Below are 23,998 nucleotides of genomic sequence, written 5' to 3'. Positions count from 1 at the left end.
CTACCTGTCCGAGATCTTCCGTGCCGCGATCAGCGGCGTGCACGCCGGACAGACCGAGGCGGGCGAGGCGCTCGGACTGGGCAAGGCGGGCATCTTCGCCCATGTCGTCCTGCCGCAGGCCGTACGCCAGGCCCTGCCCGGCACCAACACCATGCTGGTCGACCTGCTCAAGTCCTTCGACGACCGCCTGGTGCTCGACGACGTGAACCTGGAGGTCGACCGCGGCCGCATCGTCAGCGTCATCGGGCAGAGCGGAGGCGGCAAGACCACCTTGATGCGCTGCATCAACCTCCTCTGCGGCGGCGGGTGCGGATCAAAGAGCCGTCCGGCAGTACCATCCCGCCACCCGATCGGGTGATCTTCTTCAGCGCGCGGTCCAGGCGCGGGGCGCGGGCGGCCAGCAGCCCGACAACTTCCCGCACCCACCGTGACACCGCGATGCGGTGCACCCCGTTCCCGCCGGCCGGGTCGCCGGGCCGCTGGTCACAGCGCAGCACAGCCAGCACGATGCCCGCGATCTTCCCCGCGGGCAGGGCCCGCCACCGCGATCCGATCTTCCTCAGGTGGCTGCGGATGAGGTCGGCGAGCCACTTCAAGGTGGCGCTCGACAGCGGCAGGCGGGCGGTGCAGACAAGACCATCGGGGCCCTCGGCGAGACTGTTGTTTTTCTTCGCACCAAACTCAACTGCCGCCGAGGGGCCTCCAGTTACGCCATCGTGCCGGGTCGGGCGGTGGAGGGGCGCTTGGCTTCGGCAGTGATGATCTCGACCGCCTCGGTGATGCGGTCGTGGAGGGTCCGGTAGCCTACCAAGCGCAGGTGCGGGCCCTGCTGGTCCTGACGAACCGGGAAGTCGCCCGCTGACCGACGATCTCCACCCAAGTCACCCGCCCACAACCAGCGTGAGCACCCCGACGCCGCCGCACACCAGGCCCGCGACCTGCTACTTCACGATGCACACCACTCACTGCGCAGGGCGTCGTTTTCGATGGCCGGCTGGCGGATGGCCTCCTCGTACAGGTTCCGGCGGGCTGACTTCTCCCCGCACGTCTGCCGCGTCGACATCAGGTACCGCTCCAGGTGACGCACCCGCAGCTCCTCCACCCGTCGCGGCGGTTCCGTGAGCCCGTTGACCGTGGACACCTCCCGGTCCCAGCTCGTGTCTTACAGACGAGGTCCACGCTCGTCGCGACGACTCCACCACTCGTACGTCGCCTGGTCATCCATGGACGCGTCGCGCCAGTCACGCCGGCCTCGCGCGAACCACAGAAAGTCGAAGTACGTGCGCAGATCCCGGGCCAACTAGCTGACTACAGCTTTGGCCAGCTGCCCAACGCGAGGTTCGCGACCTGCAGCAGCTCAGGGCGGGAACTACCACTCGCGGCCTGGACGGCGATCCCATTGGCGACTGTTCTCAGGTAGAGCGCAAGCAGATGAGGATCTGTGGAAGGCGGAAGGTCACCGGCGTCCACTGCCTGTTGAAACCGGCGCGTCAAGTGGGCTATCCCCTCCTCACGCCATGCGATGAGTGCGTCTCGGACTTGGCGGCTCTCATCCCCGGTAGCCAACGCACCCTGCACGCCAAGACAGCCCGTGGGCAACCCCGGCATGGTTGCCGCCTCGACCGTCCCGTGGAGCACAGCAGTAGCCACTGCTCGACTTGTGGGCTCTGCCAGAGCTCGAGCGAAGTAGGAGGTCAAGCCCTCGGTGTACCGCTCCAGCGCCTTGTAGAAGAGGTCTTCTTTGCTGCCGAACGCCCTGTACAGGCTTGGGCGGCTGATACCCATCGCTTCGGTGAGGTCGTCAAGGCTGGAGCCCTCGAAACCCTTTGACCAGAACACCAGGACTGCACGATCGAGTGCCTCGTCGATGTCGAACGCGCGGGGCCTGCCAGGAGGGACCGGTGTCGTCGAGCGCATTTCTTCATCCTACCCCTTCGGTACCGATCGGTACGGATGTGCTAGCGTGTTTCGTACCAATCGGTACGGTAAACGGAGAGGTGGCAACATGTCACAGACCGTACTCATCACTGGCGGAACCTCAGGCATCGGCTTGAGCCTCGCGCAATCCTTCGTGGAACTCGGGGCGTCTGTCGTCGTTTGCGGACGTTCGCAGGCTGCGCTTGACCGATTCGCGCAGGCGCACCCGCAGGCGCTGGCCGTGCAGGCTGATGTGACGAACGCAGCTGACCGGGCAGCGTTGCTGCAAGCAGTCGCTGATCGCTTTGGGCGTCTGGACGTGTTGGTCAACAACGCCGGTACGTTCGAGGAACGAGACTATGCCGCCGGCAAGAACCCCAATGCGACTCTCGATGACGAGGTGGCGTTGAATCTCACCGCCCCCATCCACTTGACGGGTGAAGTGCTCGAGCGATGGCCATCGCCCGACGCGATCGTATTCATCACCTCGGGGTTCGCTTTGGTCTCGCCCACTCGCGCGCCCACCCACGGCGCGGTGAAGGCCGGCCTGCACGGCTTTGCGGACGGCTTGCGCCGTCAACTCGCCCCGCAGGGCACCCATGTCCTCGAGGTCCTCCCACCGTCTACGGACACGCCCATGAACGCCGAAGCCACGGGGAAGAAACTGACTCCCGAGCAGGTGGCGGCGGTCACGATGAAGGCTCTTCGGCGGGGGCGGAACATGGCATTCCCCGGTCAGACGAAAGTCATGCCCGCCATGCTGCGCATCGCGCCGGGCACACTGCGACGCGTCGTCGCCGAGCTCTGAACCCCACAGAAAACCCTCCCCCAGCAACACCTCACCGAGCGGGCCGAGTGGGCTCCCATCTCCCGCGAAGCCGAAGGCAAGTAGCCGTTTCGACCCAGGGCCAATGCCGTGACTGTGTTGGTGATCTCGCCGGGGTCAGCTGTGGGCGGTGCAGAGGGCGCGGAAGCGGCTTGGTGCCCTCCGGGGAGGGGCGGGTCGGTTCGGCGACCGTCGTTGCGGACCAGGTCGAATTCCTGACCCGCCAATCCTGAACAACTGACCGGCCCGTTACGGATTGAAAGGATTCTCCATGCCCAAATTCCCCCTCCACCTGGTTCCTTCCCGCAGAGCGCTGACGACTGGGCGCTTCATCGTCGCGGCCACCCACTTGTTCACCCCGCGGCTGGCTGCGCGGGTTTTCCAGCTCACGGCCAGCGGTACCCCCGCGATCCCTTATTCGCGGATGTTCGCGATCCGCAACGCTGCTCTCGGGCTTGGACTGCAACGGATGGACGGTCTCACCCGGCCTCAGCAGCAGCAGTTTCTTGCGGTGAACATCGTCATGGACTCGGTGGATGCCGCCGCTTTCCTGGCCGCGGGCCTGCGGGGCGACGTCAGCCGTAAGTCGACCATGCTGTCGGCCGCCGTGGCTCTTTCTGCAGTTGTGGCCGGTACCACGGCCCTCATCGAGCACAACAAGCAAGCGGCCGCCCAAGAAACGGCGCCGACAGCGACGGCGCCATCGGACAGCGACTGGGAGTGACCGCACCGGCGTGGCTCCGCAGCTGATCCACCGCACCGCCTCCATTGGCTGGAGGCCTCCGAGGACGGGTTGGCGGTCTCTGTCGAGTTCAGCATCAGTCCCGATGTCAGTGCGCCGGTTTCGTGGAGACCTTCCTATGCAGCCAGCTCCTCGGTGAAGCCGGGCCGGTAGCCGTGTTCGCTCGACGAGGATCTCGCACTGGCGTACCCGTCCGTCCATAGTTGTGTCTGAGCCCGCGCGGCCTGTTCGCAGTGGAACGAGGCGGCCATCAGGCGACAGTGAACGACGGCCGACTAGCAACTCCTGGATCTCCTGGTTGAGGGCCGTCAGGTCTCCGCGCAGGGAGCAGGTGTCCGGCGGCTGCCAGTCGATCTCGCCGGAGGCGTCAATGAGGTCGACGAGCAGGCCGCCGGCATCGCGCCAACGCCGGTAGACCGTGGCGCGGTGCACAGCGGCGCACCCGCCCGGCCCCGTGCCTCCACTGTGCGCCCGGCTCTGGTCAGGCGTGCCGTGGCACCTCGGCCCCCGGGGCGCGCGGGCCGGGCACCGTCGCTGCTGAGGACAGGTCCAGGCCCAGTGCCGGGCTCGGCGAGAACGCGGGAGCACGCCCTCGCGACACAAGCCGATGGCGGAGCCATGGGTCGATCAAAGGGGAGTGGCCTTTCGGCTCCTGTGCTGCGCGTCGCAGTCTGGAAGGTGACGTGTCGAACCAGCGACGTACCCACGAGTGAGGCTGGACTGTTCGTGCATTCCCAGCGCGGCCGCGATGCGCGAGAACGACAGGTCGGCCGCCGTGATCAGGTCAAGGCCTGAGTCCTGCGAACGCGGTCGACGACGCCGCTGAAGGTCGTGCCCTCCTTGGACAGGGACCGCTGCAGCGAACGCGGGTGGAGCCTCAACGCGCGAACGCGTAAAGCAACAGCATTGTCCCAAACCCAGGCCCAACCCCGAAACGGACATCAGCTCACATCCCGCACTCTCAGTTCCTCATGCTCGGCGGTGGTCACCCGTCGTCCCGCTCGCCGCGGTCGACCTCGGCCTGGCGGACCCAGTCGCGCGGAACTTGTTTCCGTGCGGCTTCGGACGGCTCAGATCTCCTGGGGCTTGTAGGAGCTGGGGTCGCGCAGGATGACGCGGCGCAGGAGGTCGACGGTTTTTGGTGACGCCCTCGACGGGGGCCACAAGAACGTCCTCGTGCTCGATGCTCAGGACGTCGTCGTAGCCGGCGCGGCGCAGGGCGAGGCAGAAAGCGCGCCAGAAAGAAGGCGAGCCGGGGCGGGCGGCCGCGCTTGACGTCGCCGTCGAGGGCCAAAGTTTCGGTGAGATCGATCAATTGCTGCCGGAACATACCGGTCAGAGCGGGATCGGACAGTAGAGCGTGGTCCCACTCCGGGGCCGGCTTCTGCGGAGCCCGGGGTGCTGGGATGACCGGGCGGGGCTGAGGGTGGAGGACATAGTTCCAGTCGCCGTGGAAGGCGTGTCGGGTCAGTGGCAGGGCCGCCATCTCCGCGTCGCCGATCCGGACTCCGGTTGGGTAGGTGTTGGTGTCCAGCTCGGCCATGACGCGTAGTCCGGTGCGGGTGGTGGTCGCGGCGATGGACTGGACGATGACTTCGTGGCTGGTCACCGGGCGTCCGCCTGCTCGTTGAGATAGCGGAACTGGGCATCCCGGTCTGGATGTTGGCTTCCCTCGATGGTCTTGGCGTTGGCCTGCAGGCTGAAGCCTTCCTCCCGCGGCAGATCGGCGATGGTGTCTGCACTGACTTTGTGCCCGGCCCGGGCCAGCTCCCGCGCCAACGTGCGGGTCGACTTCACCGTCCACAGCAATGGCGACATCGGATCACCGCGCTCGTCCCGCTGCCAGGGAGGCCATTGCGGCATGCTTCGCCGCAAGCAGGAGCTTCAACTCCAATTTCGTCGGCTCGCTCGAAGCCCACAGGCCACACGTCACACGGTGGGTCCAGGCTCACAGCGTGATCAACTCATGCCACGTAGCATTGAGCGAAGAGACGTTTGGGGAAATGGTTAATGGATGAAGCGCATGAGGAGCCTCTTGGCCATCGAATGCTGATACTCATCAGCCAACTCGAGCGGGGTTTTCCCTTCAAGGGTAGCCTTTTGCGGTGACGCCCCATAACAAAGGAGTACTGCGATGAGCGTGACCCCCATGTCGCGGCCAGCCTGAATCGCCACGTCGCTCTCGTAGTCAATCGCGTGGGCCAGTAGAGTCATTCCGCTACAAGCTTCATCCGGATCGACTCCCGAATCCAAAAGACGAGCCAGCTCTGCCGCATCGCCGTCTTCAATTGCCTGGTGAGTCGGGTCTCCTTGGTGCTCTCGGTGAGCTTGCTCAGGTCGCCCTCGGCGTTCCACGCCAGCGCCTGCTGCGCGCTCGGACCCGGTCGGGAGGTGGTGTTGCCGCTGCTGTCGTATCCGTAGGAGCCGGCTCGGGCACCTCTGGTCTTGTCCAGCGTGTGCGGCTTGGCGTCAGCCGTCGTGTGGTCGTAGGTGTACGTCGTGGTCTTGTCGCCCGACGACGTGTGCTGCGTTTCCGTCTTGCGCTGTCCGCCGTCGGTGTACGCGTACGACGTCCAGTACGGGGCCGCGCCGTCGATGTTGGACATAGTGCGGCCGGAAGCGGCACAGTCCGCGGTCTTCGGGTCCAGGACTCGGTCAGTCGGCTGTAGCCGTCGTAGTCGAAGCACTGGTAGTCAGCCTTCGCTGTGCCGCCCTGCGTGCTCGTGTCGAAGATGGACTTGACGTTGCCCGCGTCGTCCTGGGTGAAGTTCAGGTCCTGGATCGAGTAGCTGTGTACATCGTCCGTGACCTGAGCCCGAGTCAGGCGGCGCGTGCCGTCCTCGTAGGACCAGGTGATGTACGCCTTCTTCGCCGAACTGCTGCCGTCCATGCCCAGGCTGAGCTGGCGCAGGTCGCCCTGCGGACTGAACGCGGCGCCCTGGAGATAGCCGGTTGTGCCCTTTGCGGTGAGTTGGTGGCCGGTTGCGTCGTAGGTGTAGGAGACCGTTTCCGCCGACAAGCCGCCCACTGCCGGAGCAGCGGTCTGGCTGACCGTGCCATCCAGGTTGTAACCCGTGCTGAATGACAAGGTCTTGGCCACGTACCCGTCCGCGACCAGCGGTTCGGCGTCAGGCAGGATCAGCTGGTTGGCAGTTGCCCGGTACAGCGCGTCGTATGCCGTGACCTTCTGCGTGGACGCCTTGCCGGTCACGCCGCCGTCGTAGCGCACGGCAGTGTCCTGCTGTCCCTTGGCCAGCGAGTCGAAGGTCCAGGCCGCGAGCTTGTTGGTGTCGGTCTTGGAGACCTGCCACATGCCCGTCTTGCGGCCGAGATCGTCGTACTCGTACAGCAGTTTCTTGGTCTGGTCGTCGTTGGGGGTGGTGCTGACGACTTGATCGAGATTGTTGTACTCGGTGGCGCTCTTGCCCTTGTCCGGGTCCGTGGCCGTTGCCTGACGGCCGAACAGGTCATACGTGTACGACCACTTGGCCTTGTCGGGGCCGGTGATGGTTTCCTGCTGGCCTGCGGGCGTGTACGTGTATCTGGTCGTGGTGTAGCCGGTGCCGGTCGGGGTCGAGCCCGCGTATCACGGCGTTCCGTCGTCTGCCCCAGGGCGTCCGTGACGACGGCCGTGGCCTGGCCGCCGTTCGGCGCGCTGGTGGAGACCGTGTCACCCGTGTAACTGGTGTTGATGGTCCAACGGGTGGTGGAGTGTGTCTTGGTGACGGCCTTGATCGGACGCCCTGCGCCGTCGTAGGTCGTGTCCGTCTGGATGGGGGCCTGGCCCTCCGAGGTCTCCACGGCGGTGGAGCTGGGAGTCGAGGTGCTGTCCCAGATGTCCGACTGCTGGCTGACTGCGAGCCCTCGGGTGTCGTAGAGGGTCAGGGAGATGAGCCGGCCGCCCTGCGGGGTGGGGGACTGGGTCTGCCGGGTCCGCAGCAGCGAGTCGTAGAAGGTGTAGCTGGTGTTGTAGCCGGATCCGTCGCCCTTGAGGGTGCTGGTGGACACCCAGGACATGGAGGTACTGGTGACCTTGTAGTCGTAGACGTAATTGGGCGTCTTGTTCAGGACCTTGGAGCGGTTGGGCAGCCATACCTTGGTGAGGCGGCCGAGGCTGTCGTACTCGGTTTCCGTGACCTTGTTGTTGGGGTCGGTGACTTTGAGCGGCGAGGCCGTGGCGAAGTCGATCGAGGTTGTTGACTTGTACAGTTTGGCGTTTTCGACGACGGTCGACGTCAGGGGTCCCGCTGCGGTAGGCGTGTAGGTCGTCTTTGAGACCTGCAGGCCGTTGGTGTCCTTGGTGATGGACGGGCGGCCGAGCGTGTCGTACGTCGTCGTCGAGACCTTCTGCCAGGTGGGCGCGTCGTCGCTGCCGTAGCCCTTGGCGCGTCCGGTCCAGGTCGGGTCGCCCTTGGTCGGCTTCTGGGTGGCCGACCAGGTCGTCGCCGCGGCGTCGTCGTAGACGACAGCGGTGTCAGCGACTATGTCGCCGGAACGGGTGGAGTCCGCCGGAAGGTCCAGGCTCGAGTCCGCAATGGAGCAGCTCTTGGACACCGTACGGGTGCGGGAGACAAGGGAGTTGATGCCCTTGTCGTCATTGCGCGCGTACCAGGTGCGGTTGCACTTCTCGTCACCGGTGACGGCGTCGTCGCCCAGGTCTTCGACGGTTTCGGCCATGCCGTAGTCGTCGAAGGTGGTCTTCACCGTGCGCACACGGTCGGACGGGGTCAGCTTGCTGGTGATGTTGGTGCGCGTATGGGTGGCGCCGGTGCGGACGTAGTACGCCTCGATGTCGGCGTACGACTTGTGCTGGGTCGCGGTCCGCTTCGACCACGGGGCGTTGACCGTGCCCCCGACCTCGTTGTTGCCGTCGTAGGTGACGGTCTCGCGGGTGAAGCCCGCGAACTGGTCGGAGTCGGTGATCTCGCCGGCCTTGATGCCGGAGACCTTCACCGTCTTGCGGGCGTCCTGGTCCGGGGTCTTACCGTCCGAGCCAAGGACCCGGTCCCCGTTCATTCCTCGCAGGTAGACGGTGACCGTCTTGCTCTGCGTGCCGGTGGAGATGCAGCCGCTGCGCAGGCCGAGGACTACTGGCGGGAGGGGGTTATTCCGACCGTGCACTATTCCCCGTCTTCCATGCCGTTGCTTCGCCGCTGCGTCGCCCGATGTTCGCTCGGATTGTTGGCGACCCCCTGGCTATGTCAGGTCCTTGCGCATCAACGTGCACATGGTTTCGTACCGCTTGATCGAGCCCTCTTCGGTCTCCACGTCCCAGGAGTCCAGCTCACGGCCGTAGGGCCGGTAGCCCAATCGCTCGTAGAGGGCTCGGGCTCTGGGGTTGCTCTCCTCCACGCCCAGTTCGGCCACCGCCAGACCACGGGCTGTGATCCGAGCCTCTGCGGAGCTGATCAGCAGGGTGCCGATGCCGCACGACTGAAGCGCCGGATGGACACCGAGCTGCCAGAGCGTGCCGGCACCACTCTTGAGCACGTAGTCGACGCCGCCGATCGCCACCGGCACGTCTGAGGGCCCGCAAACGGCCAGGTAGTCGACCTCGCCGCGCTCGGCCCGGCGCAACTGCTCGGCGATCTGCCTCACGTGCATGGCGGAGCCCGACCAGTCGCACGAGGGCAGGTCTTCGTGGGTGAGATCGCGCACGGACAGGGAGATCCTGATGTCGGTCACTGTGACCACCTCCGGCGTGAGAGGCTCCACGACACCCCGGACAGACGCAACATCATTTGGGCAGCCGCCTCGGGGCCGAGTCATCTGCTGCCCGGGCTGCGAGGTACCCGGCCCAGTCGCGTCGGGCGTAGGCGACCCAGCGGAGCGCGGTGTGGCGGTGCATCCCGGTCACGTCGGCGAGGATCGGGCCGGGGAGATCAGCAGCGAGGGCGGCCAACGCCCCGTTGCGCGCGGTGCGAACCATGATTCCGTGCCGGTTGAGTTTCTGGGTCATGCCGTGCGTCGAGATCGGCTTGCCCGGGACCATGCCCGGGAACAGCCACTGGGGACCTGGGTGGGCTTGTGAGAGCTGCGGCCGCGGTTGGGGCTGTTCGGCAAGTTGCCGAAGGAGTTCGGCGAGCCGTGGAGGCAGCAGGACGGGGTGGCGGCCCAGGACCAGGTGGGCGTGCTTGTCACCGAACTTGAGGTGTTCAGACGTCAAGTGGCAAAGGCGTTCGGTGGACGTGCCGAACAGCAGGGTGATCGCGCCGCTGGCCCGGACGTCGGTCGGCAAGGCATCGTCCATCAGGCAGCGTTGGAGGAGCTGCCAGCGATCGTCGTCGTCGAGCAGGTCCTGGGGCTCCTGGCTCGGGATGGAGGGGACGGTCAGTTCGCGGGTGAGCCGACGGCTCGTGGTCCACTTCAGGAAATAACGGATCAGGTAGCGCCGCTGGCTGGTGGCCCCGGCGATCCAGTCGTCGATGTGCTCCTGGGCAAGGTCGGCGAGAGCCAGGCCGCGTTGGTCCATCAAGGGCAGGAAGTCCAGGGCCACGCTGACGCGGCGCCGCAGGTCACGGTCGGCGGAGGCAGGGTGGCGGCGCATGGCGGCCCGTTGGCGGGCGCGTCGGAGCAGGAACCAGTTCAGGAACGGACGGGCGAGGCTGGCGTGCGCGGCCGGCTTGTCCGCAAGCTCGTGCTCCAGCCAGCCCGGGATGCGTTCGAGGTCCTCGTTGCGTTCCTCCAAGACGCGGGTGTGGACGAGGAGTTGGCGGACGTAGCGCTGGTTCCGGCTGGGCGGGAGCTCATCCAGCAGCTGGTGGCTGAGCTCGTGCCCTTCGGACGCCAGCCGAGCGAGGAGCTTGGTGTTCGGGCTCTCCTTGAGCCACTGAATGGCGGGGAACGGCGAGGGAGCGTCCGCCAGCGCGGCCGCGAGCGGTTCCAGCTGCGGGGCGACCGTGCCGTCGGGCCCGGCCAGCAGGGCGTTGACCCGCTCGGCGAGGACGCAGTGAGCGCATCGGCCGCGGCTGTGAGGATTGCCGGCCCGGCCGCACTGCTTGCAGGTGTAGTCGGCGGCGAATCCGACACATGGTCCGCAGACCTCGGCGCCGTCGTCATCCCGCGCGATCAGTGGCTGGACCATGCCGCAGCGCGGGCACTCGGCCGGTGAGCGGAGCACGGCGGTGTAGCACGTCACGCAGACCGGCCCGATCGGCCAACGGGTGTTGACCGGTTTGGTCCGGCCGCAGCGGGCGCACGGCTCGCCGGTGCGATGACGCTGATAGCAGGTGGCGCAGACTGGCTGTCCCTGTTCGTCACGGCTGGCGCAGGGGCGGACCCGGCTGCAAAACGAACAGGTCGCGTCGGGGCCCTGGTAGCAGCCGTCGCAGAGGTCCGGTTGCCCGTCGCGCGCGTTGCGGGCGATGCGCTTGAGCTGCCCGCACCGACCGCAGAGCCGCCGTTATAGCAGAGGTGGCACAGCGCGCCGTCGTCGTCAACGAGGGCGGCGGCTGCGGTCTTTCCGCAGCTCACGCAGGTGTGCATGGGGCGTTTCCAGCACTTGATGCACAGCCCTCGGCCGTCGTCCCGTCGTACCACCGGGTGTCGGAGTTGCCCGCACTCGGCGCACTCCTCGAACGTGGCGGGGTCGGCGCGGTAACAACGGTTGCAGGTCGGCCCCTCGGGGCGCCGGGCGACGACGCGCTGGCCTTCGCGCTGGCACCGCGCGCAGGTTTCGCGTCGGCGGCTTCGGGCGTCGCACGAACCGCAGAGCCGCCCCTCAGGGCGAAGTTGCCGCAGGTCAGACCGATCTTTCCGCAGTGTGCGCATCCGGGACGGACCACAGAGTGCCCGGCATCGTGTAGGACTTCAGCGAGCCGAAGCAGGACGGGTGGACAGACCGAGCTGCCTGACGTCAGCGCGTCGGGGTGGGCAGCGAGGTGACCGGCCAGTTCTTCCAGGTAGCGAGCTGCCCCGCGGGTGGGGATCGGCACCGCGGTCACCAGCGCGGCGTCAGCCTCCTTGCGGCCGAGCGACGGCAGAGCCGAGGTGAGGTGGCCGACGGCGGCGGCCGTCGCGGCCTCCAAGCGGGCTGCCTGCGCGGCGAGCCGGGCAACAGTTGACGGAGCCGTCGGAGAGGATGCGCTCACAGGCCAGGGGCGGGTACTGGTACCACTGCCAGCGGCAGCAACCGCACCGCGCCGTCTACGACGGGACGTCGGGACCGCCTTCTGCAGACGCCGGCCGCTCATGCGACAGGCACCGAGCTCTGAGCAGTCATCGCGGACAGCGCAGTGAGGGGCTCCACGTCCTCGGCGTGGAGCCCCTCACTGCAAGCGGATCATGGAAGGCTCAGTCGCGCAGCAGCTCGTGCTGCCATTCGCTCTCCGGCTGATGGTGCAGGTCAAGGTATGCCTGGGCGAGCACGGCCGGATCGAAACGCGTTTCACCGCCGCCGATCGCTCCGGCAATGGTGACACTGGTCGCATGCACGCCCGTTCCCGCCAGCTGTGCATGCAGTGCTTGTACGTACGCGCGAAGCGCGGCCTTGCCGACGGACAGCGACGCGAATTGCGGGTGGGGGGACAGCGCGAGACCACCGCCTGTGAACAGCAGGCTCCCTGGCCAAAATCCACCGGGCGCGCTGACAGCAGGACCTCAGGCCGTCCGGGTCGCCGCAGCGGCCCCGGTGACGAGAACGAGGTGAGGAGAGGTGTCACCTGATGACCACCAGATGACCGCTGTCCGCACGGCACTTTGTCAAAGTCCAGGGAATGCTTGGAGAGCGTCACGGCGAGCGATCAGCCGCCGACACGCCGCGCGCACTACCTCGACCGCACCGGAAGGAATCTCACGCCATGACCGCGACCGCGCCCAAGGCTCCGACTGCACCAGGGGTGCGGTCCTGGTGGGGAATCCCGTACGCCACCGCCGAGCGATACCGCCGCCCCGTGGTCGCGGACTTCACTCCGGACCGCCCGTATGACCGCAAGGGCGTCGTCCCCGTCCAGCCCGATGCCGGCGACTGGCTCGAAGCAGACAGCGGGATGGGCGAGGACTGCCTGAACCTGAACGTGTGGGCTCCCGAGCAGCCGGCCGGGAAGGCGCTTCCGGTGGCCGTGTACATTCATGGCGGCGGATTCGAGTACGGCGCGAACACGCAGACCACCTCGAACGCCGCCGGTCTCGCCGCGACGGGACGCGTGGTGAGCGTCTCGGTCAACTACCGGCTCGGCGCCCTGGGCGCGCTCTCGCTCTCCCAGTACGGCGGGCGGCTCGCCGAGGCCAGCAACCTGGGTCTGCAGGACGTCATCACCGCCCTCACCTGGGTCAAGCACAACATCGCCTCCTTCGGTGGCGACCCCGACGAGGTCACCGTCTTCGGCCACAGCGCCGGCGCCTACACCACCCTCGGGCTGCTCGGGGCGTCCTCCGCGGACGGCCTGTACCGGCGACTGGCCGGGCTCTCCGGCGCGCCCTCGCGCCTCGTCCCGGCATGGTGGGCCGAGGAGCTCGCGGAGCGGTTCGTCACCGAACTCGGTGTCGCGGGCAACCCCGACAAGCTGATCGATCTCGACGCCGCCTCCCTGGTGGCCGCCCTCCACACGGTCTGTCCGACGGACCTCGGAGTCCGCGGCGGGATGGACAACCAGAGTCTCGGTGTCGTCCTGGACGCCGGACAGCCCGGCGGGGTGGTGCACGCCCACCCCCTGGACGTCCTGGCCTCGGGCTCGCACCGGGGCATCGACGTGCTCCTGAGCACGGCCAGTGACGAGATGGGCTGGTGGGTGGCGAACGACCTCGACCGGTTCGACCCGCACACCGTCGAGCGCGTCACCGACGAATTCGCGGGGTGGCGCATTCCCCGCTCCCGTGCCAAGAAAATCGTCGACATCTACGACCAGGGCGGCCGCAGCCCTGCCGAGGTCCGCGCCGCGTCCCTGACGGACTACATCTTCACGCTCCCCGCCGCCCGCGGCGCTCTGGCCCACGCCGCCGCGGGCGGGAACGCCCATCTCCTCGCGATCGGGCCCGCCGAGGGCGCGCCTGCCGTGCACGGCACCGAGATGTACGCCCTGGTCGGCCAGGAAAAGCCGGGCCGCAGCCCCGAACAGGCCGACCGTGACACCCGTATCCGCGACATCGTCCTCGACTTCGTCACCGGCGAGCAGAGGCGCCTGTGGCCCGCCGTCACGGACCGGCCCACCTCGGGAAGTATCGGCAGCCTTCCCTACGAGCCCAGCGCCCACTATCAGGAGGTCCTCGACCTGTTCGAGAACATCGCCCGCCCCTGACGGCCGTCGGACGATTACGCAACTGCGCACCAGGGAGTAGGGAACTCGACATGAGCCAACCGTCAGCAGCCGGTGACGCCACGCCGGGGACGATGCGGGCCGTCGTCGTCACCCGGCCCGGCGGTCCCGACGCACTGGAGATCAAGGATGTGCCGGTGCCCGTGCGCAAGCCCGGCTGGGTGCGGATCAGGGTGAAGGCGTTCGGCGTCAACGAGTCCGAAGTCACCACCCGCAAGGGCGAGTCGGACGCCGAGGTCACCTACCCGCGTGTACCCGGCATCGAGGGCGTCGGCGTGGTCGATGAGGCCGACGTGGACAGCGGGCTGCGGCCGGGACAGCAGGTGGCCACGATGACGGGCGGCATGGGCCGCTCGTACGACGGCGCGTACGCCCAGTACGTGACGGTCCCGGCGGCGCAGGTCATCCCGTTTGATTCCGGCCTGCCGTGGGAGGTCGTCGGTGCGCTGCCGGAGATGTTCCAGGCCGCCTACGGATCGCTGACCACCGGCCTGGACCTCAAGGCCGGGCAGACGCTGCTGATCCGCGGCGGCACCTCCACTGTCGGGCTGAGCGCGGCCACGATCGCGAAGGACCTCGGAGCCACCGTGCTGTCCACCACCCGCAGCCCGGGAAGAGCCGGGGACCTGCGGGCTGCGGGCGTCGACCATCCCCTCGTCGACAGCGGCACGATCGCCGACCAGGTGCGCGAGCTGATGCCGGAGGGTGTCGACGCCGCACTGGAGCTGGTGGGCTGCTCGGTCCTCGCCGACACCCTCGACGCCGTCCGCCGGCGAGGCACGGTCTGCTTCACCGGAGCCCTCGCGGGCCAGTGGACGATCCCCGACTTCAGCCCGTTCATGATCCCGGGCGGGGTGCGGCTGACGTCCTACGGCGGTCAGGCCGCAGACCTCCCGGCCGACGTCTTCGCCAGCCAGCTCCAGGCCATCGCCGCAGGGCGCCTCAAAGTCCCGGTCGCGAAGGTCTACCAGGGCCTGGAACAGGTCCGTGACGCCCCGGCCGACGTCGAGTCCGGCACCACGCCGGGCAAGCACGTCGTCGTCCTGGACGACTGAGACCTGGGCAACTCTGAAACGACAAACAACCGCGCACGATGCCTGCCGGTCGACGACAGCCGGCCACAACATCCCTAAGAGGAACCGGCACAGGAGTTGGAGAAGTCCTTGATGGACGGCCCAGCCCGGGCATCCCACCCGGCGCCTGCCAGCAGGCGCCGGGCTTCCACCAGGCGCCGCTCGTCGATGAGTTCCCGTACCCGCTGCCAGCAACACCCCAGAGAGCAGGATCCATATGAGAATCCGACTGACCGCCCGAGAGACCGTCCTCACCGCAACCCTCGACGACAACGCGACGGCACGCGACTTCGCCTCGCTGCTTCCGCTGACGCTGCAGATGGACGACCTGCTCACGCGCGAGAAGTACGGTCACCTGCCCCGGTCTCTGACCGCAGGGGGCAAGCCGCAGTTCGGCTACGAGATCGGCAACATCGCCTACTGGTCACCCGGTCCCGACATCGCCCTCTTCTATGCCCACGACGGCCAGTCCATCCCCGACCCCGGCATCGTCATCCTCGGCCAAATCGACTCGGGGGCCGATGCCTTCAACAAGTACGACAGCACGGTCGACGTCACCATCGAGGCCATCGACTGAGCCCCGCCCGGAAACCACCGAGAACCGTCAGTCGGCCTCGCCGGCCGCGAAGGCGGCCGGGGTGAGGCCGGTGCGGTCGCGGAAGAAGCGACCGAAGTTCGCGGGATCACTGAAGCCGAGGTGGACGGCCACAGACCGGGCATCCCACCGGGCAACTCCCAGCAGGCGCCGGGCTTCCAGCAGGCGCCGCTCGTCGATGAGCTCGCGTACACCCTTGCCGGTGGCGTCCCGGGCGGCACGGCTCAGGGTGCGGACCGAGCAGCCGAGCAACTCGGCGTAGTCCGCGGCTTGGTGCAGCTCGCGAAAGTGCAGCTCCAAGGCGTCCAGGAAGCGTCCGTACCGGTCGGCGCGGCCCGCGTGGGCCGTGGCAGTGCCGACGGGGGCGATGCCCGGGGAGTTGGCCAGGCGCAGCAGCAGCGATTCGAGCAGGCTGCGCCGCAGGGCGTGGTGGATGTCGAGGGGACGGCGCCCCAGTGCGCGGTGTTCGTCCAGGAGCTGGAGTGCCGTCTGCCGGAGCCAGGCGGTGTCGTCGGGGTGCGGGGTCAGCACGGCAGGGGCCTCGTGCGCGGTGAGTGGGGCCAGGAGACGGGCGAGGTCGGGCCGCAGCACGTCCGGTTCGAACAGGATGAACGGGCCGCGGGCCGCGCCGGGCGGATGCCAGCACTGAGCATGCCCGGGACGCACCCACAGCCACTGACCGGGCGCGACGGTCCGCGTGACGTGGTCGACGTCATGCAGCAGCTCACCCTCGGTGACCGCGATGAGGTAGTGGAAGGTGGCACGGCCCGGACGGGGCGGGTTCCACGGCCAGTCGTCGTGGTGGGCGAAGAAGTCCTCGACGGTACTCACCTCAAGGCCGTACGGGGTACCGACCGGAGGCTGGAAAGCGAACAGCGGAACCGCGGCCGGACTGGCCGCGTTTCCGCTCGGGCCGGGGTGTCGCTTGTCGACCATCACGTGTCCGCAGCCTACCGCCCTTCTGCTCGGCTGCGGCGGAAGGATGGACGTGCCACCGCGCCCGCGCGGCGCACCCTCCGCGTCCTTCGATGCCACAGTCCGTCACCACCTGAGGAAGGCAACGCCCCATGAACGGATCGGCCCTGCACAAGACCGCCGCCGACTGCGCCGAGGAACTTCCCGGAGCTCACCTGGAGCACCCCTTCGGCCCCGACTGGGAGGTCTTCAAGGTGCGCGGCAAGGTGTTCATGCTGATGACCGAAGTGCCGGGGCGGCCCGTCGTGATCCTCAAGGCGGACCCCGGAGAGGCCCACGCCCCGCGGGAGCAGTACCGCCACATCACCCCCGGCTACCACATGAACAAGAAGCACTGGATCACCGTGGAGGGCGGAGAAGGCGTCGACACGGAGCTCGTCAGGGAGCTCGTAACCGACTCCTACCGGCTCGTCGTCGCCCATCTGCCCAAGGCCGAGCAGCCCGTCGACCCGCACACCTACGGCACCGGGCCGGCCCGGTGAGCGCGGCCGGTGACCGCCTCCAGGACACCGCCCGCCAGACGGCCCTGTCCCTCCCCGACGTCAGCCACGGCCACCCCTTCACCCCGGGACTCGACGTGTACAAGGTCGCGGGCAAGGTGTTCCTGATCGTCACCGAGCACCCGGACGACCAGATCATCACGATCAAGTGCGAACCCGAGCACGCGCGGGCACTGCAGCGCGGCCATGCCTCGATCACCCCGGGCCGCTACCTCGACAAGCGCCACTGGATCTCGCTGGGGCCGGGCCCCGGCATCACCGAGCGGCTGATCACCGACGCGGTCGAGGATTCCTACGACCTGGCCGCCGAGCAGCTGCCGATAGGCGACCGCCCCAGAGCCCGATGAGCGCCGCGCAGTTCCTTCGGGGCCGCCCGGCTCGGGAAGACGGCACCGGCTTCGCCATCGACCGCGGACCCTTCTTCGACCGGCCCCGCGACTACCTGGACGCAGGCACAGGCCGGCACGCTCGACTAGGTTACGGCCGAGCCGGGCGGGGTCGGCCTCCCGCCCGACGCGAGTGCGCCGAGTGACCGTAACCCGTGTCCCAGCAAGGCGATAAGCCGTGCGCGCTGCCGTACCGCTTACACAGCTCGGTCACTGACCGCCTATACACAAGGGTGCGGGTGCCGTAAGAAGACGCCGTGGGTGTGGACAGCGCGCGGGATGCGGGCGATGAGGACCGAGGGGTCGTCTCCCGGGTACAGGCACTGGTGGACTGTCGGTATTCGAGGGTTGCAGTATTCGCCGTAGAGCAAGCAGTTCCGTACCCGGCTCGGTCACGTCAGCGGTGACACGGTGTAAAGCTCTCGCCGAACGGGCGCTGTCTGCGCGAAGACGCCGGAGCAAGAAGAAGACCGGCCTCTTGCGGTGAACCCGCGCCGGCCGCCCGCGCTCCGGTGCGGGCCTTCGCCCTCTGCCACCGCGCCGTACGGCCCCCTCCCGACAGCGGCAATCCCGCGCGGCAGAAGGCTCACCCGGCGCTACGAGGTTCACGGCGCCGGTACGGCACCGATCTGCTGCATCACCCCGAGGAGATCGGGCTGGCCCCGTTCGCCGACGATCCGGCCGTCGGCCAGGTAGTAGAAGTTCATGGCCTGCACCGAGATCTTGTTGCCGCTCGCCGGGATCCCGAAGAATTCACCGTCGTGGGTTCCCCGCATGGTGAACCGCGCGGCCACGGTGTCGCCTTCGGTGACTGTCTCCTTCAGCGTCCACTGGACGTCGGGGAAGGCACTGCGCATCATCCCGATGACTTCCATGTACCCATCGGGCCCTCGCAGTGGTTCCGGGTGGCTTGGCGCGTGGAACACCGCGTCCGGAGAAATGACCTCGCGGGCGAGATCCTCGTTGCCCGTGTTGATGAACTCGACGAAACGGTTCATCACTGACGCGGTGGACTGCGATGACATCTTGCTGTGCCTCTCCAGAGACGTTTGGACGGGTACCAGTGAGCGTAACATCGAATCGATGTTTACATCGATTCGATGTTCACGTGCGAAGATGGGCTCATGCTGGAACTCGCGATACTCGGCTTCCTCGCCGAGGGACCCCTGCCTGGACACGAGCTGCGCCGCCGCGTCTCACAGCTGACCGGCTATACGCGGCCGGTCAGTGACGGCAGCCTGTATCCGGCGATCAATCGCCTGACCAGGGCGGGTTTGATCGAGCGGCGCGCCGACCCGGCCGCGGGGGCGGCCCGGTACGTGCTCAGCCTGACTGCGGCCGGGCGGGCCGAAATGCTTCAGCGCCTGCGCAAGCCCGCCGACCACGAGATCACCGACTTCACCCGGTTCTACGTCGTCCTGGCCTTCCTCTCCCGCCTGCCCGACGTGGCCGAACAGCACGCGGTGCTGCGCAGACGGCTGGAGTTCCTGGAAGAACCGGCGAGTTTCTTCTACGACAACGAGCGGCCCCTGCGTGCCGAGGAGATCGCCGACCCCTACCGGCGGGGCATGCTGCTCACCGCCCGCGCCACCAGCCGCGCCGAACGGACCTGGCTGCGCGAGACCCTCGGGGAGGAACCGCCCGTATTCGACGCCGGATACACCGACAGCGATCCGCATGCGCCCGCTGCTCCCGCGAGCTGACTGTCCACGGAGGTACCCCCATGCTTGCTTCCTGGTACGACGACCAGGGCCCCGCCGCCGATGTCCTGCACGTCGGTGAACTCCCTGATCCCGTCCCCGGCCCCGGCGAGGTCCGCGTCCGCGTCACCGTCTCGGGCGTCAACCCCGGCGACACCAAGAAACGGCGCGGCTGGCTCGGCTCGTCCATGCCCTTCCCGCGGGTGATCCCGCACAGCGACGGCGCCGGAGTCATCGACGCCGTGGGCGCCCAAGTCGACGCCCGCCGCGTCGGACAACGGGTCTGGGTATACGGCGCCCAGTCCTACCGCCCCTTCGGCACCGCCGCCCAGTACACCGTCGTACCTGACCACCAAGCCGTACCTCTGCCAGATCATCTGAGTGATGAGCTGGGGGCGAGCCTCGGCATCCCCGGCATCACCGCCCACCGCACCGTCTTCGCCGACGGCCCGGTCGAAGGCCAACTGGTCCTGGTCCACGGAGTTCTCGGCGGTGTCGGCTCCCTGGCCGCCCAGCTCGCCCACTGGGCCGGCGCCACTGTGATCGCGACCGTCCGCCGAACCGCCGACCTCAACCGCGTCGACGCGGCCGTCGTCTCCCACGCCGTCGCCCTGGACACCGGCGACCCCGCCGCTGCCATCCGCTCGTACGCGCCGCGGGGCGTCGACCGGATCGTCGAGGTCGCGCTGTCCGACAACGCCGATCTCGACAACGCCGTCGCCGCCAACGACGCCGTCATCGCCGCCTACGCCACCCGCACGGACCGCACGGAGATCCCCTTCTGGCCGCTGCTGTTCAACAACGTCACCCTGCGGCTGCTCGGCAGCGACGACTTCCCCGCCGAGGCCAAGCGCCAGGCCGCCCGCGACCTCACCTCCGCAGCCGCCGCCGGCGCCCTCACCGTCGCCGTCGGCGACCGTCACCCGCTGGACGACATCGCCAAGGCCCACGACCACGTCGACGCCCGCGGTGGCCACGGCCGCATCCTGCTCAACATCCTCCCATAGGCCCTGTACTCCCGAAGCTGCTACGAAGTGACAAGTAGCTCTCTGTAGCGGATCCGGGGTCTGCTTGTCAGAGTTTGGATCTTCTGGGCTCATCGAGGGACCTGCTCGGCGAGTTTGGTCCGGTCATGACGACCGGAAGGAGCCCGGGGTGCGGCAGGAGTGGGAGCCGGAGGACCTGATCGAGGTCTGGACGCTGCTGGAGGAGGACCAGGAGCGACTGCGGAACAAGTCGGGGGCGAACCGGTTGGGGTTCGCGCTGCTGCTGAAGTTCTTCGAGGTGGAGGCCCGGTTCCCGGAGGACGCCGGGGAGATCCCGGTGCCGGCGGTGTCGTACGTCGCCCAGCAGGTGAAGGTGCCCGCGGAGGAGTGGGCCGCGTATGAATGGTCGGGGCGGGCGACCGGGTGGTCAGTTGTCGTGTTCGCGGGCGGGCATGTCGCCTCGCGTGGCCCGTCGTTCAGTCCGGTGTCTCGCCCGAGTCGACAGGCTGGGAGTCGTTGGCCGGTGCGGATCGCTCAATGCCGTCGTCGGTCGCAGCCCAGCTGGCCAGCAGGTTCCGGGCGTCCTGCGAGGGTGAGTGGGGCTCGGCGGTGTAGGTGAGGAGGAACTGGCTGGGCCCGTCAGGGACTAGAGCCTGTCCGGCGGATCTTGCCGGGCCGACGTGCCCAGGGTGGATGAGGCAGTACTCGACGGGGTGGTGTTCATTAATCACTCGCGCGCCCCTACGACCTGCGGGAGACTCCCCGCGATGACGCAACGAACCGATACGCCTCCCACCTGGGACGAGCGCACGCAGCTGATCACCTTCCTGGACTACGCTCGTGACACGGCGCGAGCCAAGTGCGAGGGCGTGTCTGTGGAAGACGCCCGCAGGGCCCCGCTTCCAAACTCACCGCTGATGACCCTGTGTGGGCTGATCAGCCATCTGCGGTGGGTCGAGTACCACTGGGTCCAAGTGATGTTCCTGGGGGAGGAACCAGCGGGTCCGCTCACGCAGGCGAGTGACGACGACCCCGACCCCGAGATGCGGACAGCTGTCGACATCCCGTTGCCCCAGCTTCTCGCCGCATACGAAGAGCAGAGCGACCGCTACCGTCGCCTGCTGTCCGACCACGACTTGAACGCAAGGGCCAAGCGTCCCATCAGTGACGGTCGCCACGTGGACCTCCGTTGGGTAATCCTCCACCTCATCGAAGAGATCTCCCGACACAACGGGCATCTCGACATCGTGCGAGAGCTCGTCGACGGACGGACCGGCGTCTAGCTCCCTTCAGCTGGTCACAAGCGGAGCCAGAGTCTGATCGAAGCGACGGTGACGGTGCCGTGGAAGACGTAGGCAGGCTTGTCGAACCTCGTGGCGACAGCCCGGGAGTTCTTGAGGGCATTGATCGTTCGCTCGACTTCGTTCCTCCTCTTGTAGCTCGTCTTGTCGAAGCCGGTGGGCCGGCCGCCCCTGCTGCCCCGGCGCTGGCGGTTGGCCCGCTGACTCTTCGGTTCGGGGATGGTGTGCTTGATTTGGCGTCGCCGCAGGTAGTGGCGGTTGCGGCGGGAGGAATACGCCTTGTCGCCGCCGAGATGGGCCGGCCGGGTGCGCGGGCGCCCACCATCGAGACGGGCAACTCGGATGCGTTCCATTACGGGGATGAGCTGCGGGGCGTCGCCCCACTGGCCCGGCGTGATCAGCAAGGCCAGCGGGCGACGTCCGCCTTCACCGGCGAGGTGGATCTTGCAGGTAAGGCCGCCCCGGGAGCGTCCGAGTCCCTCGTCGGGGCGGTGCTGCCGGGGCGTCGTTCTTTTCCCGGTACTCGTGGGCGTCTCCTGCGGGCCCCGGCGGCGTGCTGGTGGGCCCGGCAGGAGGTGGAGTCCACGCTCACCATCGACCAGTCGATGCGGTCCTCTGCATCGGCGTCGGCCAGGACGGCCGCGAAGAGCCTGTCCCATGTGCCGTCTGCCGACCAGCGTCGGTGCCGCTCGTATGCGGTCTTCCACTTGCCGAAACGTGCAGGCAGATCCCGCCAGGGCACTCCTGTGCGGATCCGGTACAAGATCCCGTTGATCACCCTGCGATGGCTCGCCCAACGGCCTCCCCGCTTACCGGACTTCGGCAGATGCGGCCTCAGCCGGGCCCATTCCTCGTTCGTTAGATCTCCCCGACCCATGGACATGCCAACGAGTCAAACCCGCAACGGTCACATGATCCGCCGGACAGGCCCTAGCGGCCGAGCGACTGCGAGCCGTATGGCCAGCAGGATTGGGGCGACGTGGATTCGAGGGTCCGCTTGCTGGTTTTGGACCAGCGGCTGTACGGAGAGCATCCGGCTACGGCCAAGGCTTCTACCAAGCGTTCACCGTTTGGTGTTCCAAGCTGCTGTTGGGTGGGATTCCCGAAGATTTCTAGGCGATTCACGCCGAGCCTCCTCCGTGCCACCACACTTGCTGCTGCAACGCGAACCGCTGGAGGCTGTGATCAACGAGAAATGCGTTGCTCGCGGCGACTGAAGGAGGGTGCGTGCCCGGAGGGCCCACTGCCGACACTGGCACGAGTACATGCCGGAGAACGTATACCTGGGCTCTCGTGAGCAGGTCCGGCGGTGCCGGAGCGGGGCAAGGCCCGCTACGTCCACCCCGGCGATGTGACATCTCGTGACAGATGAGAGGCTCGGGCGGGTGAGTGAGCCACCGATGAACACCCTGCAATACCGCTTTGACGGGCCAGAAGACGCTCCTGTCCTGATCCTCGGTCCCTCACTGGGTACCACATGGCACATGTGGGACCGCCAGGTGCCCGAGCTGGCGAAGCAGTGGCGCGTCTTCCGCTTCGACCTGCCGGGGCACGGCGGCGCGCCCGCCCACCCGGTGGGTTCCGTGGGCGAACTCGCCTCCCGGCTGCTGGCCACGCTCGACGCGCTCGGCGTGCAGCGCTTCGGCTACGCGGGCTGTGCACTCGGCGGTGCGATCGGTCTCGAGCTGGCCCTGCGCCACCCCGAGCGGCTCGCCTCGCTCGCGGTGATCGCCGCCTCGCCCCGCTTCGGCACGGCCGACGAGTTCCGGCAGCGCGGGGTGATAGTCCGCACGAACGGGCTCGACCCGATAGCCCGTACCTCGCCCGACCGCTGGTTCACCGGCGGGTTCGCCGCCGCGCAGCCCGCGATCACCGACTGGGCCGTGCAGATGGTCCGCACCACCGACCCCGGCTGCTACATCGCCGCCTGCGAGGCCCTGGCCGCCTTCGACGTACGGCCCGAACTCGGCCGCGTCGGCGTGCCCACCCTCGTGCTCGTCGGCTCGGAGGACAAGGTCACCGGCCCCGCCGAGGCCCGCACCCTGGTCGCCGGCATACCCGACGCGCGCCTGGCCGTCGTCCCCGGGGCCTCCCACCTGGTGCCGGTGGAGCAGCCCGCCGCCGTCACCGACCTACTGGTCCGGCACTTCTCCACCGCCTGGCAGCCCGGCTACGTCGAGTCGTCCACGGGCCAGATCGCCATCCCGGCCGCCCCCGTCAAGCCCGTGATCGCACCGTCCCCGCAGCCTCATCAGCCCGCGCCGATCGCCGAGATAGCCCCGGCCGCCGTCGTACCCCCACCGGTGAACGGACGTCCCGACCCCTACGACGCGGGCCTCAAGGTGCGCCGCGAGGTGCTCGGCGACGCGCACGTCGACCGCGCGCTGGCGCAGGCGGACGAGTTCTCCGGGGACTTCCAGGAGTTCATCACCCGGTATGCGTGGGGTGAGATCTGGGACCGTCCCGGTCTCGACCGGCGTGCCCGCAGCTGCGTGACGCTGGCCACCCTGGTCGCGGGCGGCCACCTGGAGGAACTCGCCTTCCACACCCGCGCCGCCCTGCGCAACGGCCTCACGCCGAGCGAGATCAAGGAAGTACTGATGCAGACGGCCGTCTACTGCGGCCTGCCGGCGGCGAACAGCGCGTTCAAGGTGGCCCAGCAGATCATAAGAGAGGAAACGACCCCCACCGAGTGATCGTCAGCCGGGCAGCGAAAGCACCAGTCTCAGCCGCCCGAGCCTCCC

At 68.1% G+C, this 23,998-nt stretch carries 21 protein-coding genes and 4 pseudogenes; 13 read left to right on the top strand and 12 right to left on the bottom strand.

From position 1 onward, the window contains the following. A partial coding sequence (locus IH68_RS58670; protein WP_030947142.1) for an ATP-binding cassette domain-containing protein occupies window positions 1-358 on the top strand: 358 nt, incomplete at its 5' end. Here IH68_RS58670 and IH68_RS58665 read toward each other — a convergent pair. From IH68_RS58665 to IH68_RS0142315, 3 genes and pseudogenes are all read right to left on the bottom strand, one after another. Next, window positions 291-617, bottom strand: a pseudogene (locus IH68_RS58665) (IS5/IS1182 family transposase); the annotation flags it as partial. The gene IH68_RS58670 and the pseudogene IH68_RS58665 sit on opposite strands and share 68 nt — an antisense overlap. 329 nt (window positions 618-946) lie before the next feature. After that, a complete protein-coding gene (locus IH68_RS0142320) occupies window positions 947-1,141 on the bottom strand; it encodes a hypothetical protein (protein WP_030947140.1) in 195 nt (64 codons plus the stop codon). Between the two features lie 167 nt (window positions 1,142-1,308). Further along, the gene (locus IH68_RS0142315) at window positions 1,309-1,917 is read right to left on the bottom strand and encodes a TetR/AcrR family transcriptional regulator (protein WP_030947138.1); all 609 of its coding nucleotides are present in this window, start codon (window positions 1,915-1,917) and stop codon (window positions 1,309-1,311) included. Between the two features lie 88 nt (window positions 1,918-2,005). Between IH68_RS0142315 and IH68_RS0142310 the strand changes: the two genes are divergently transcribed. Both IH68_RS0142310 and IH68_RS0142305 read left to right on the top strand, forming a co-directional pair. After that, window positions 2,006-2,725 carry an SDR family NAD(P)-dependent oxidoreductase gene (locus IH68_RS0142310; RefSeq protein ID WP_051833990.1) on the top strand — a complete coding sequence of 240 codons (720 nt, stop codon included), beginning with the start codon at window positions 2,006-2,008 and terminating at the stop codon, window positions 2,723-2,725. A 289-nt stretch (window positions 2,726-3,014) separates the two neighbouring features. Then, the gene (locus IH68_RS0142305; RefSeq protein ID WP_063763590.1) at window positions 3,015-3,467 is read left to right on the top strand and encodes a hypothetical protein; all 453 of its coding nucleotides are present in this window, start codon (window positions 3,015-3,017) and stop codon (window positions 3,465-3,467) included. A 177-nt stretch (window positions 3,468-3,644) separates the two neighbouring features. Here IH68_RS0142305 and IH68_RS59990 read toward each other — a convergent pair. The 6 genes and pseudogenes from IH68_RS59990 to IH68_RS56760 form a co-directional block, all read right to left on the bottom strand. Then, window positions 3,645-4,105 (bottom strand): annotated as a pseudogene (locus IH68_RS59990) (hypothetical protein); the annotation flags it as partial. A gap of 623 nt (window positions 4,106-4,728) precedes the next feature. After that, window positions 4,729-5,321 (bottom strand): annotated as a pseudogene (locus IH68_RS54310) (ISAzo13-like element transposase-related protein); the annotation flags it as partial. A 467-nt stretch (window positions 5,322-5,788) separates the two neighbouring features. Then, window positions 5,789-8,546: pseudogene (locus IH68_RS50760) on the bottom strand (RHS repeat-associated core domain-containing protein); the annotation flags it as partial. A gap of 135 nt (window positions 8,547-8,681) precedes the next feature. Beyond that, window positions 8,682-9,170, bottom strand: coding sequence for a GNAT family N-acetyltransferase (locus IH68_RS0142285; RefSeq protein ID WP_030947125.1), 489 nt, complete (start codon window positions 9,168-9,170; stop codon window positions 8,682-8,684). A gap of 52 nt (window positions 9,171-9,222) precedes the next feature. Further along, a complete protein-coding gene (locus tag IH68_RS0142280) occupies window positions 9,223-10,623 on the bottom strand; it encodes a hypothetical protein (RefSeq protein ID WP_159403828.1) in 1,401 nt (466 codons plus the stop codon). Between the two features lie 1,154 nt (window positions 10,624-11,777). Then, window positions 11,778-11,918 (bottom strand): hypothetical protein, encoded by a 141-nt coding sequence (locus IH68_RS56760; RefSeq protein ID WP_159403827.1) that lies wholly within the window; start codon window positions 11,916-11,918, stop codon window positions 11,778-11,780. A 365-nt stretch (window positions 11,919-12,283) separates the two neighbouring features. Here IH68_RS56760 and IH68_RS0142270 point away from each other — a divergent pair, with 365 nt between their 5' ends. The 3 genes from IH68_RS0142270 (at window position 12,284) to IH68_RS0142260 (ending at window position 15,388) form a co-directional block, all read left to right on the top strand. Continuing rightward, complete coding sequence (locus IH68_RS0142270) at window positions 12,284-13,720, top strand: carboxylesterase family protein (protein WP_030947117.1); 1,437 nt, start codon at window positions 12,284-12,286, stop codon at window positions 13,718-13,720. 50 nt (window positions 13,721-13,770) lie between these two features. Continuing rightward, the gene (locus tag IH68_RS0142265) at window positions 13,771-14,793 is read left to right on the top strand and encodes an alcohol dehydrogenase catalytic domain-containing protein (RefSeq protein ID WP_037886151.1); all 1,023 of its coding nucleotides are present in this window, start codon (window positions 13,771-13,773) and stop codon (window positions 14,791-14,793) included. A 235-nt stretch (window positions 14,794-15,028) separates the two neighbouring features. Beyond that, complete coding sequence (locus IH68_RS0142260; protein WP_051833989.1) at window positions 15,029-15,388, top strand: cyclophilin-like fold protein; 360 nt, start codon at window positions 15,029-15,031, stop codon at window positions 15,386-15,388. Window positions 15,389-15,415: 27 nt separating this feature from the next. Here IH68_RS0142260 and IH68_RS0142255 read toward each other — a convergent pair whose 3' ends face one another. Next, window positions 15,416-16,237: a helix-turn-helix domain-containing protein gene (locus IH68_RS0142255; RefSeq protein WP_234341768.1), complete on the bottom strand. Its 822-nt coding sequence runs from the start codon at window positions 16,235-16,237 to the stop codon at window positions 15,416-15,418. Between the two features lie 236 nt (window positions 16,238-16,473). Between IH68_RS0142255 and IH68_RS0142250 the strand changes: the two genes are divergently transcribed. Both IH68_RS0142250 and IH68_RS0142245 read left to right on the top strand, forming a co-directional pair. Beyond that, window positions 16,474-16,863: an MmcQ/YjbR family DNA-binding protein gene (locus IH68_RS0142250; protein ID WP_030947107.1), complete on the top strand. Its 390-nt coding sequence runs from the start codon at window positions 16,474-16,476 to the stop codon at window positions 16,861-16,863. Continuing rightward, complete coding sequence (locus IH68_RS0142245; RefSeq protein WP_030947105.1) at window positions 16,860-17,228, top strand: MmcQ/YjbR family DNA-binding protein; 369 nt, start codon at window positions 16,860-16,862, stop codon at window positions 17,226-17,228. The genes IH68_RS0142250 and IH68_RS0142245 overlap by 4 nt, the downstream gene beginning before the upstream one ends. Before the next feature lie 644 nt (window positions 17,229-17,872). On the opposite strand, the gene IH68_RS0142240 is transcribed toward IH68_RS0142245, so the two are convergent. Further along, window positions 17,873-18,265 (bottom strand): ester cyclase, encoded by a 393-nt coding sequence (locus tag IH68_RS0142240; protein ID WP_234341767.1) that lies wholly within the window; start codon window positions 18,263-18,265, stop codon window positions 17,873-17,875. A 126-nt stretch (window positions 18,266-18,391) separates the two neighbouring features. On the opposite strand from IH68_RS0142240, the gene IH68_RS0142235 reads away from it, so the two are divergent. The 4 genes from IH68_RS0142235 (at window position 18,392) to IH68_RS0142220 (ending at window position 21,236) form a co-directional block, all read left to right on the top strand. Continuing rightward, on the top strand, window positions 18,392-18,970 hold the full coding sequence (locus IH68_RS0142235; RefSeq protein ID WP_030947101.1) for a PadR family transcriptional regulator: 579 nt from the start codon (window positions 18,392-18,394) through the stop codon (window positions 18,968-18,970). A gap of 20 nt (window positions 18,971-18,990) precedes the next feature. Continuing rightward, entirely contained in the window at window positions 18,991-19,974 is a 984-nt protein-coding gene (locus tag IH68_RS0142230) for an NADPH:quinone reductase (RefSeq protein WP_030947097.1), read from the top strand. 148 nt (window positions 19,975-20,122) lie between these two features. Next, window positions 20,123-20,572: a DUF4158 domain-containing protein gene (locus IH68_RS59985; RefSeq protein WP_063763589.1), complete on the top strand. Its 450-nt coding sequence runs from the start codon at window positions 20,123-20,125 to the stop codon at window positions 20,570-20,572. Between the two features lie 148 nt (window positions 20,573-20,720). Next, a complete protein-coding gene (locus tag IH68_RS0142220) occupies window positions 20,721-21,236 on the top strand; it encodes a DinB family protein (protein WP_030947091.1) in 516 nt (171 codons plus the stop codon). A gap of 14 nt (window positions 21,237-21,250) precedes the next feature. Here IH68_RS0142220 and IH68_RS54295 read toward each other — a convergent pair. Next, window positions 21,251-22,131, bottom strand: a protein-coding gene (locus IH68_RS54295; protein WP_107057625.1) for an IS5 family transposase whose coding sequence is annotated in 2 segments (ribosomal slippage) — window positions 21,251-21,771 and window positions 21,771-22,131 — 882 coding nt in all. Because the reading frame shifts where the segments join, the coding sequence is not laid out codon by codon here. 508 nt (window positions 22,132-22,639) lie between these two features. Between IH68_RS54295 and pcaC the strand changes: the two genes are divergently transcribed. Continuing rightward, window positions 22,640-23,950 carry a 4-carboxymuconolactone decarboxylase gene (gene pcaC / locus IH68_RS0142210; RefSeq protein WP_037886149.1) on the top strand — a complete coding sequence of 437 codons (1,311 nt, stop codon included), beginning with the start codon at window positions 22,640-22,642 and terminating at the stop codon, window positions 23,948-23,950. Window positions 23,951-23,998: the final 48 nt, after the last annotated feature.

Source organism: Streptomyces sp. NRRL S-646 (assembly GCF_000720765.1).
In the GTDB taxonomy this organism is placed as follows: domain Bacteria; phylum Actinomycetota; class Actinomycetes; order Streptomycetales; family Streptomycetaceae; genus Streptomyces.
This window is presented reverse-complemented; position numbering and strand designations above follow the sequence as displayed.

What these genes read in the sequence shown, in the direction of transcription:
- IH68_RS0142230 (WP_030947097.1), top strand. Translation starts at nt 18,991, where the DNA reads ATGCTTGCTTCCTGGTACGACGACCAGGGCCCCGCCGCCGATGTCCTG.
- IH68_RS0142250 (WP_030947107.1), top strand. Translation starts at nt 16,474, where the DNA reads ATGAACGGATCGGCCCTGCACAAGACCGCCGCCGACTGCGCCGAGGAA.
- IH68_RS0142305 (WP_063763590.1), top strand. Translation starts at nt 3,015, where the DNA reads ATGCCCAAATTCCCCCTCCACCTGGTTCCTTCCCGCAGAGCGCTGACG.
- IH68_RS0142315 (WP_030947138.1), bottom strand. Translation starts at nt 1,917, where the DNA reads ATGCGCTCGACGACACCGGTCCCTCCTGGCAGGCCCCGCGCGTTCGAC.
- IH68_RS0142260 (WP_051833989.1), top strand. Translation starts at nt 15,029, where the DNA reads ATGAGAATCCGACTGACCGCCCGAGAGACCGTCCTCACCGCAACCCTC.
- IH68_RS0142265 (WP_037886151.1), top strand. Translation starts at nt 13,771, where the DNA reads ATGAGCCAACCGTCAGCAGCCGGTGACGCCACGCCGGGGACGATGCGG.
- IH68_RS0142235 (WP_030947101.1), top strand. Translation starts at nt 18,392, where the DNA reads ATGCTGGAACTCGCGATACTCGGCTTCCTCGCCGAGGGACCCCTGCCT.
- IH68_RS0142310 (WP_051833990.1), top strand. Translation starts at nt 2,006, where the DNA reads ATGTCACAGACCGTACTCATCACTGGCGGAACCTCAGGCATCGGCTTG.
- IH68_RS0142240 (WP_234341767.1), bottom strand. Translation starts at nt 18,265, where the DNA reads ATGAACCGTTTCGTCGAGTTCATCAACACGGGCAACGAGGATCTCGCC.
- IH68_RS0142270 (WP_030947117.1), top strand. Translation starts at nt 12,284, where the DNA reads ATGACCGCGACCGCGCCCAAGGCTCCGACTGCACCAGGGGTGCGGTCC.
- IH68_RS0142220 (WP_030947091.1), top strand. Translation starts at nt 20,721, where the DNA reads ATGACGCAACGAACCGATACGCCTCCCACCTGGGACGAGCGCACGCAG.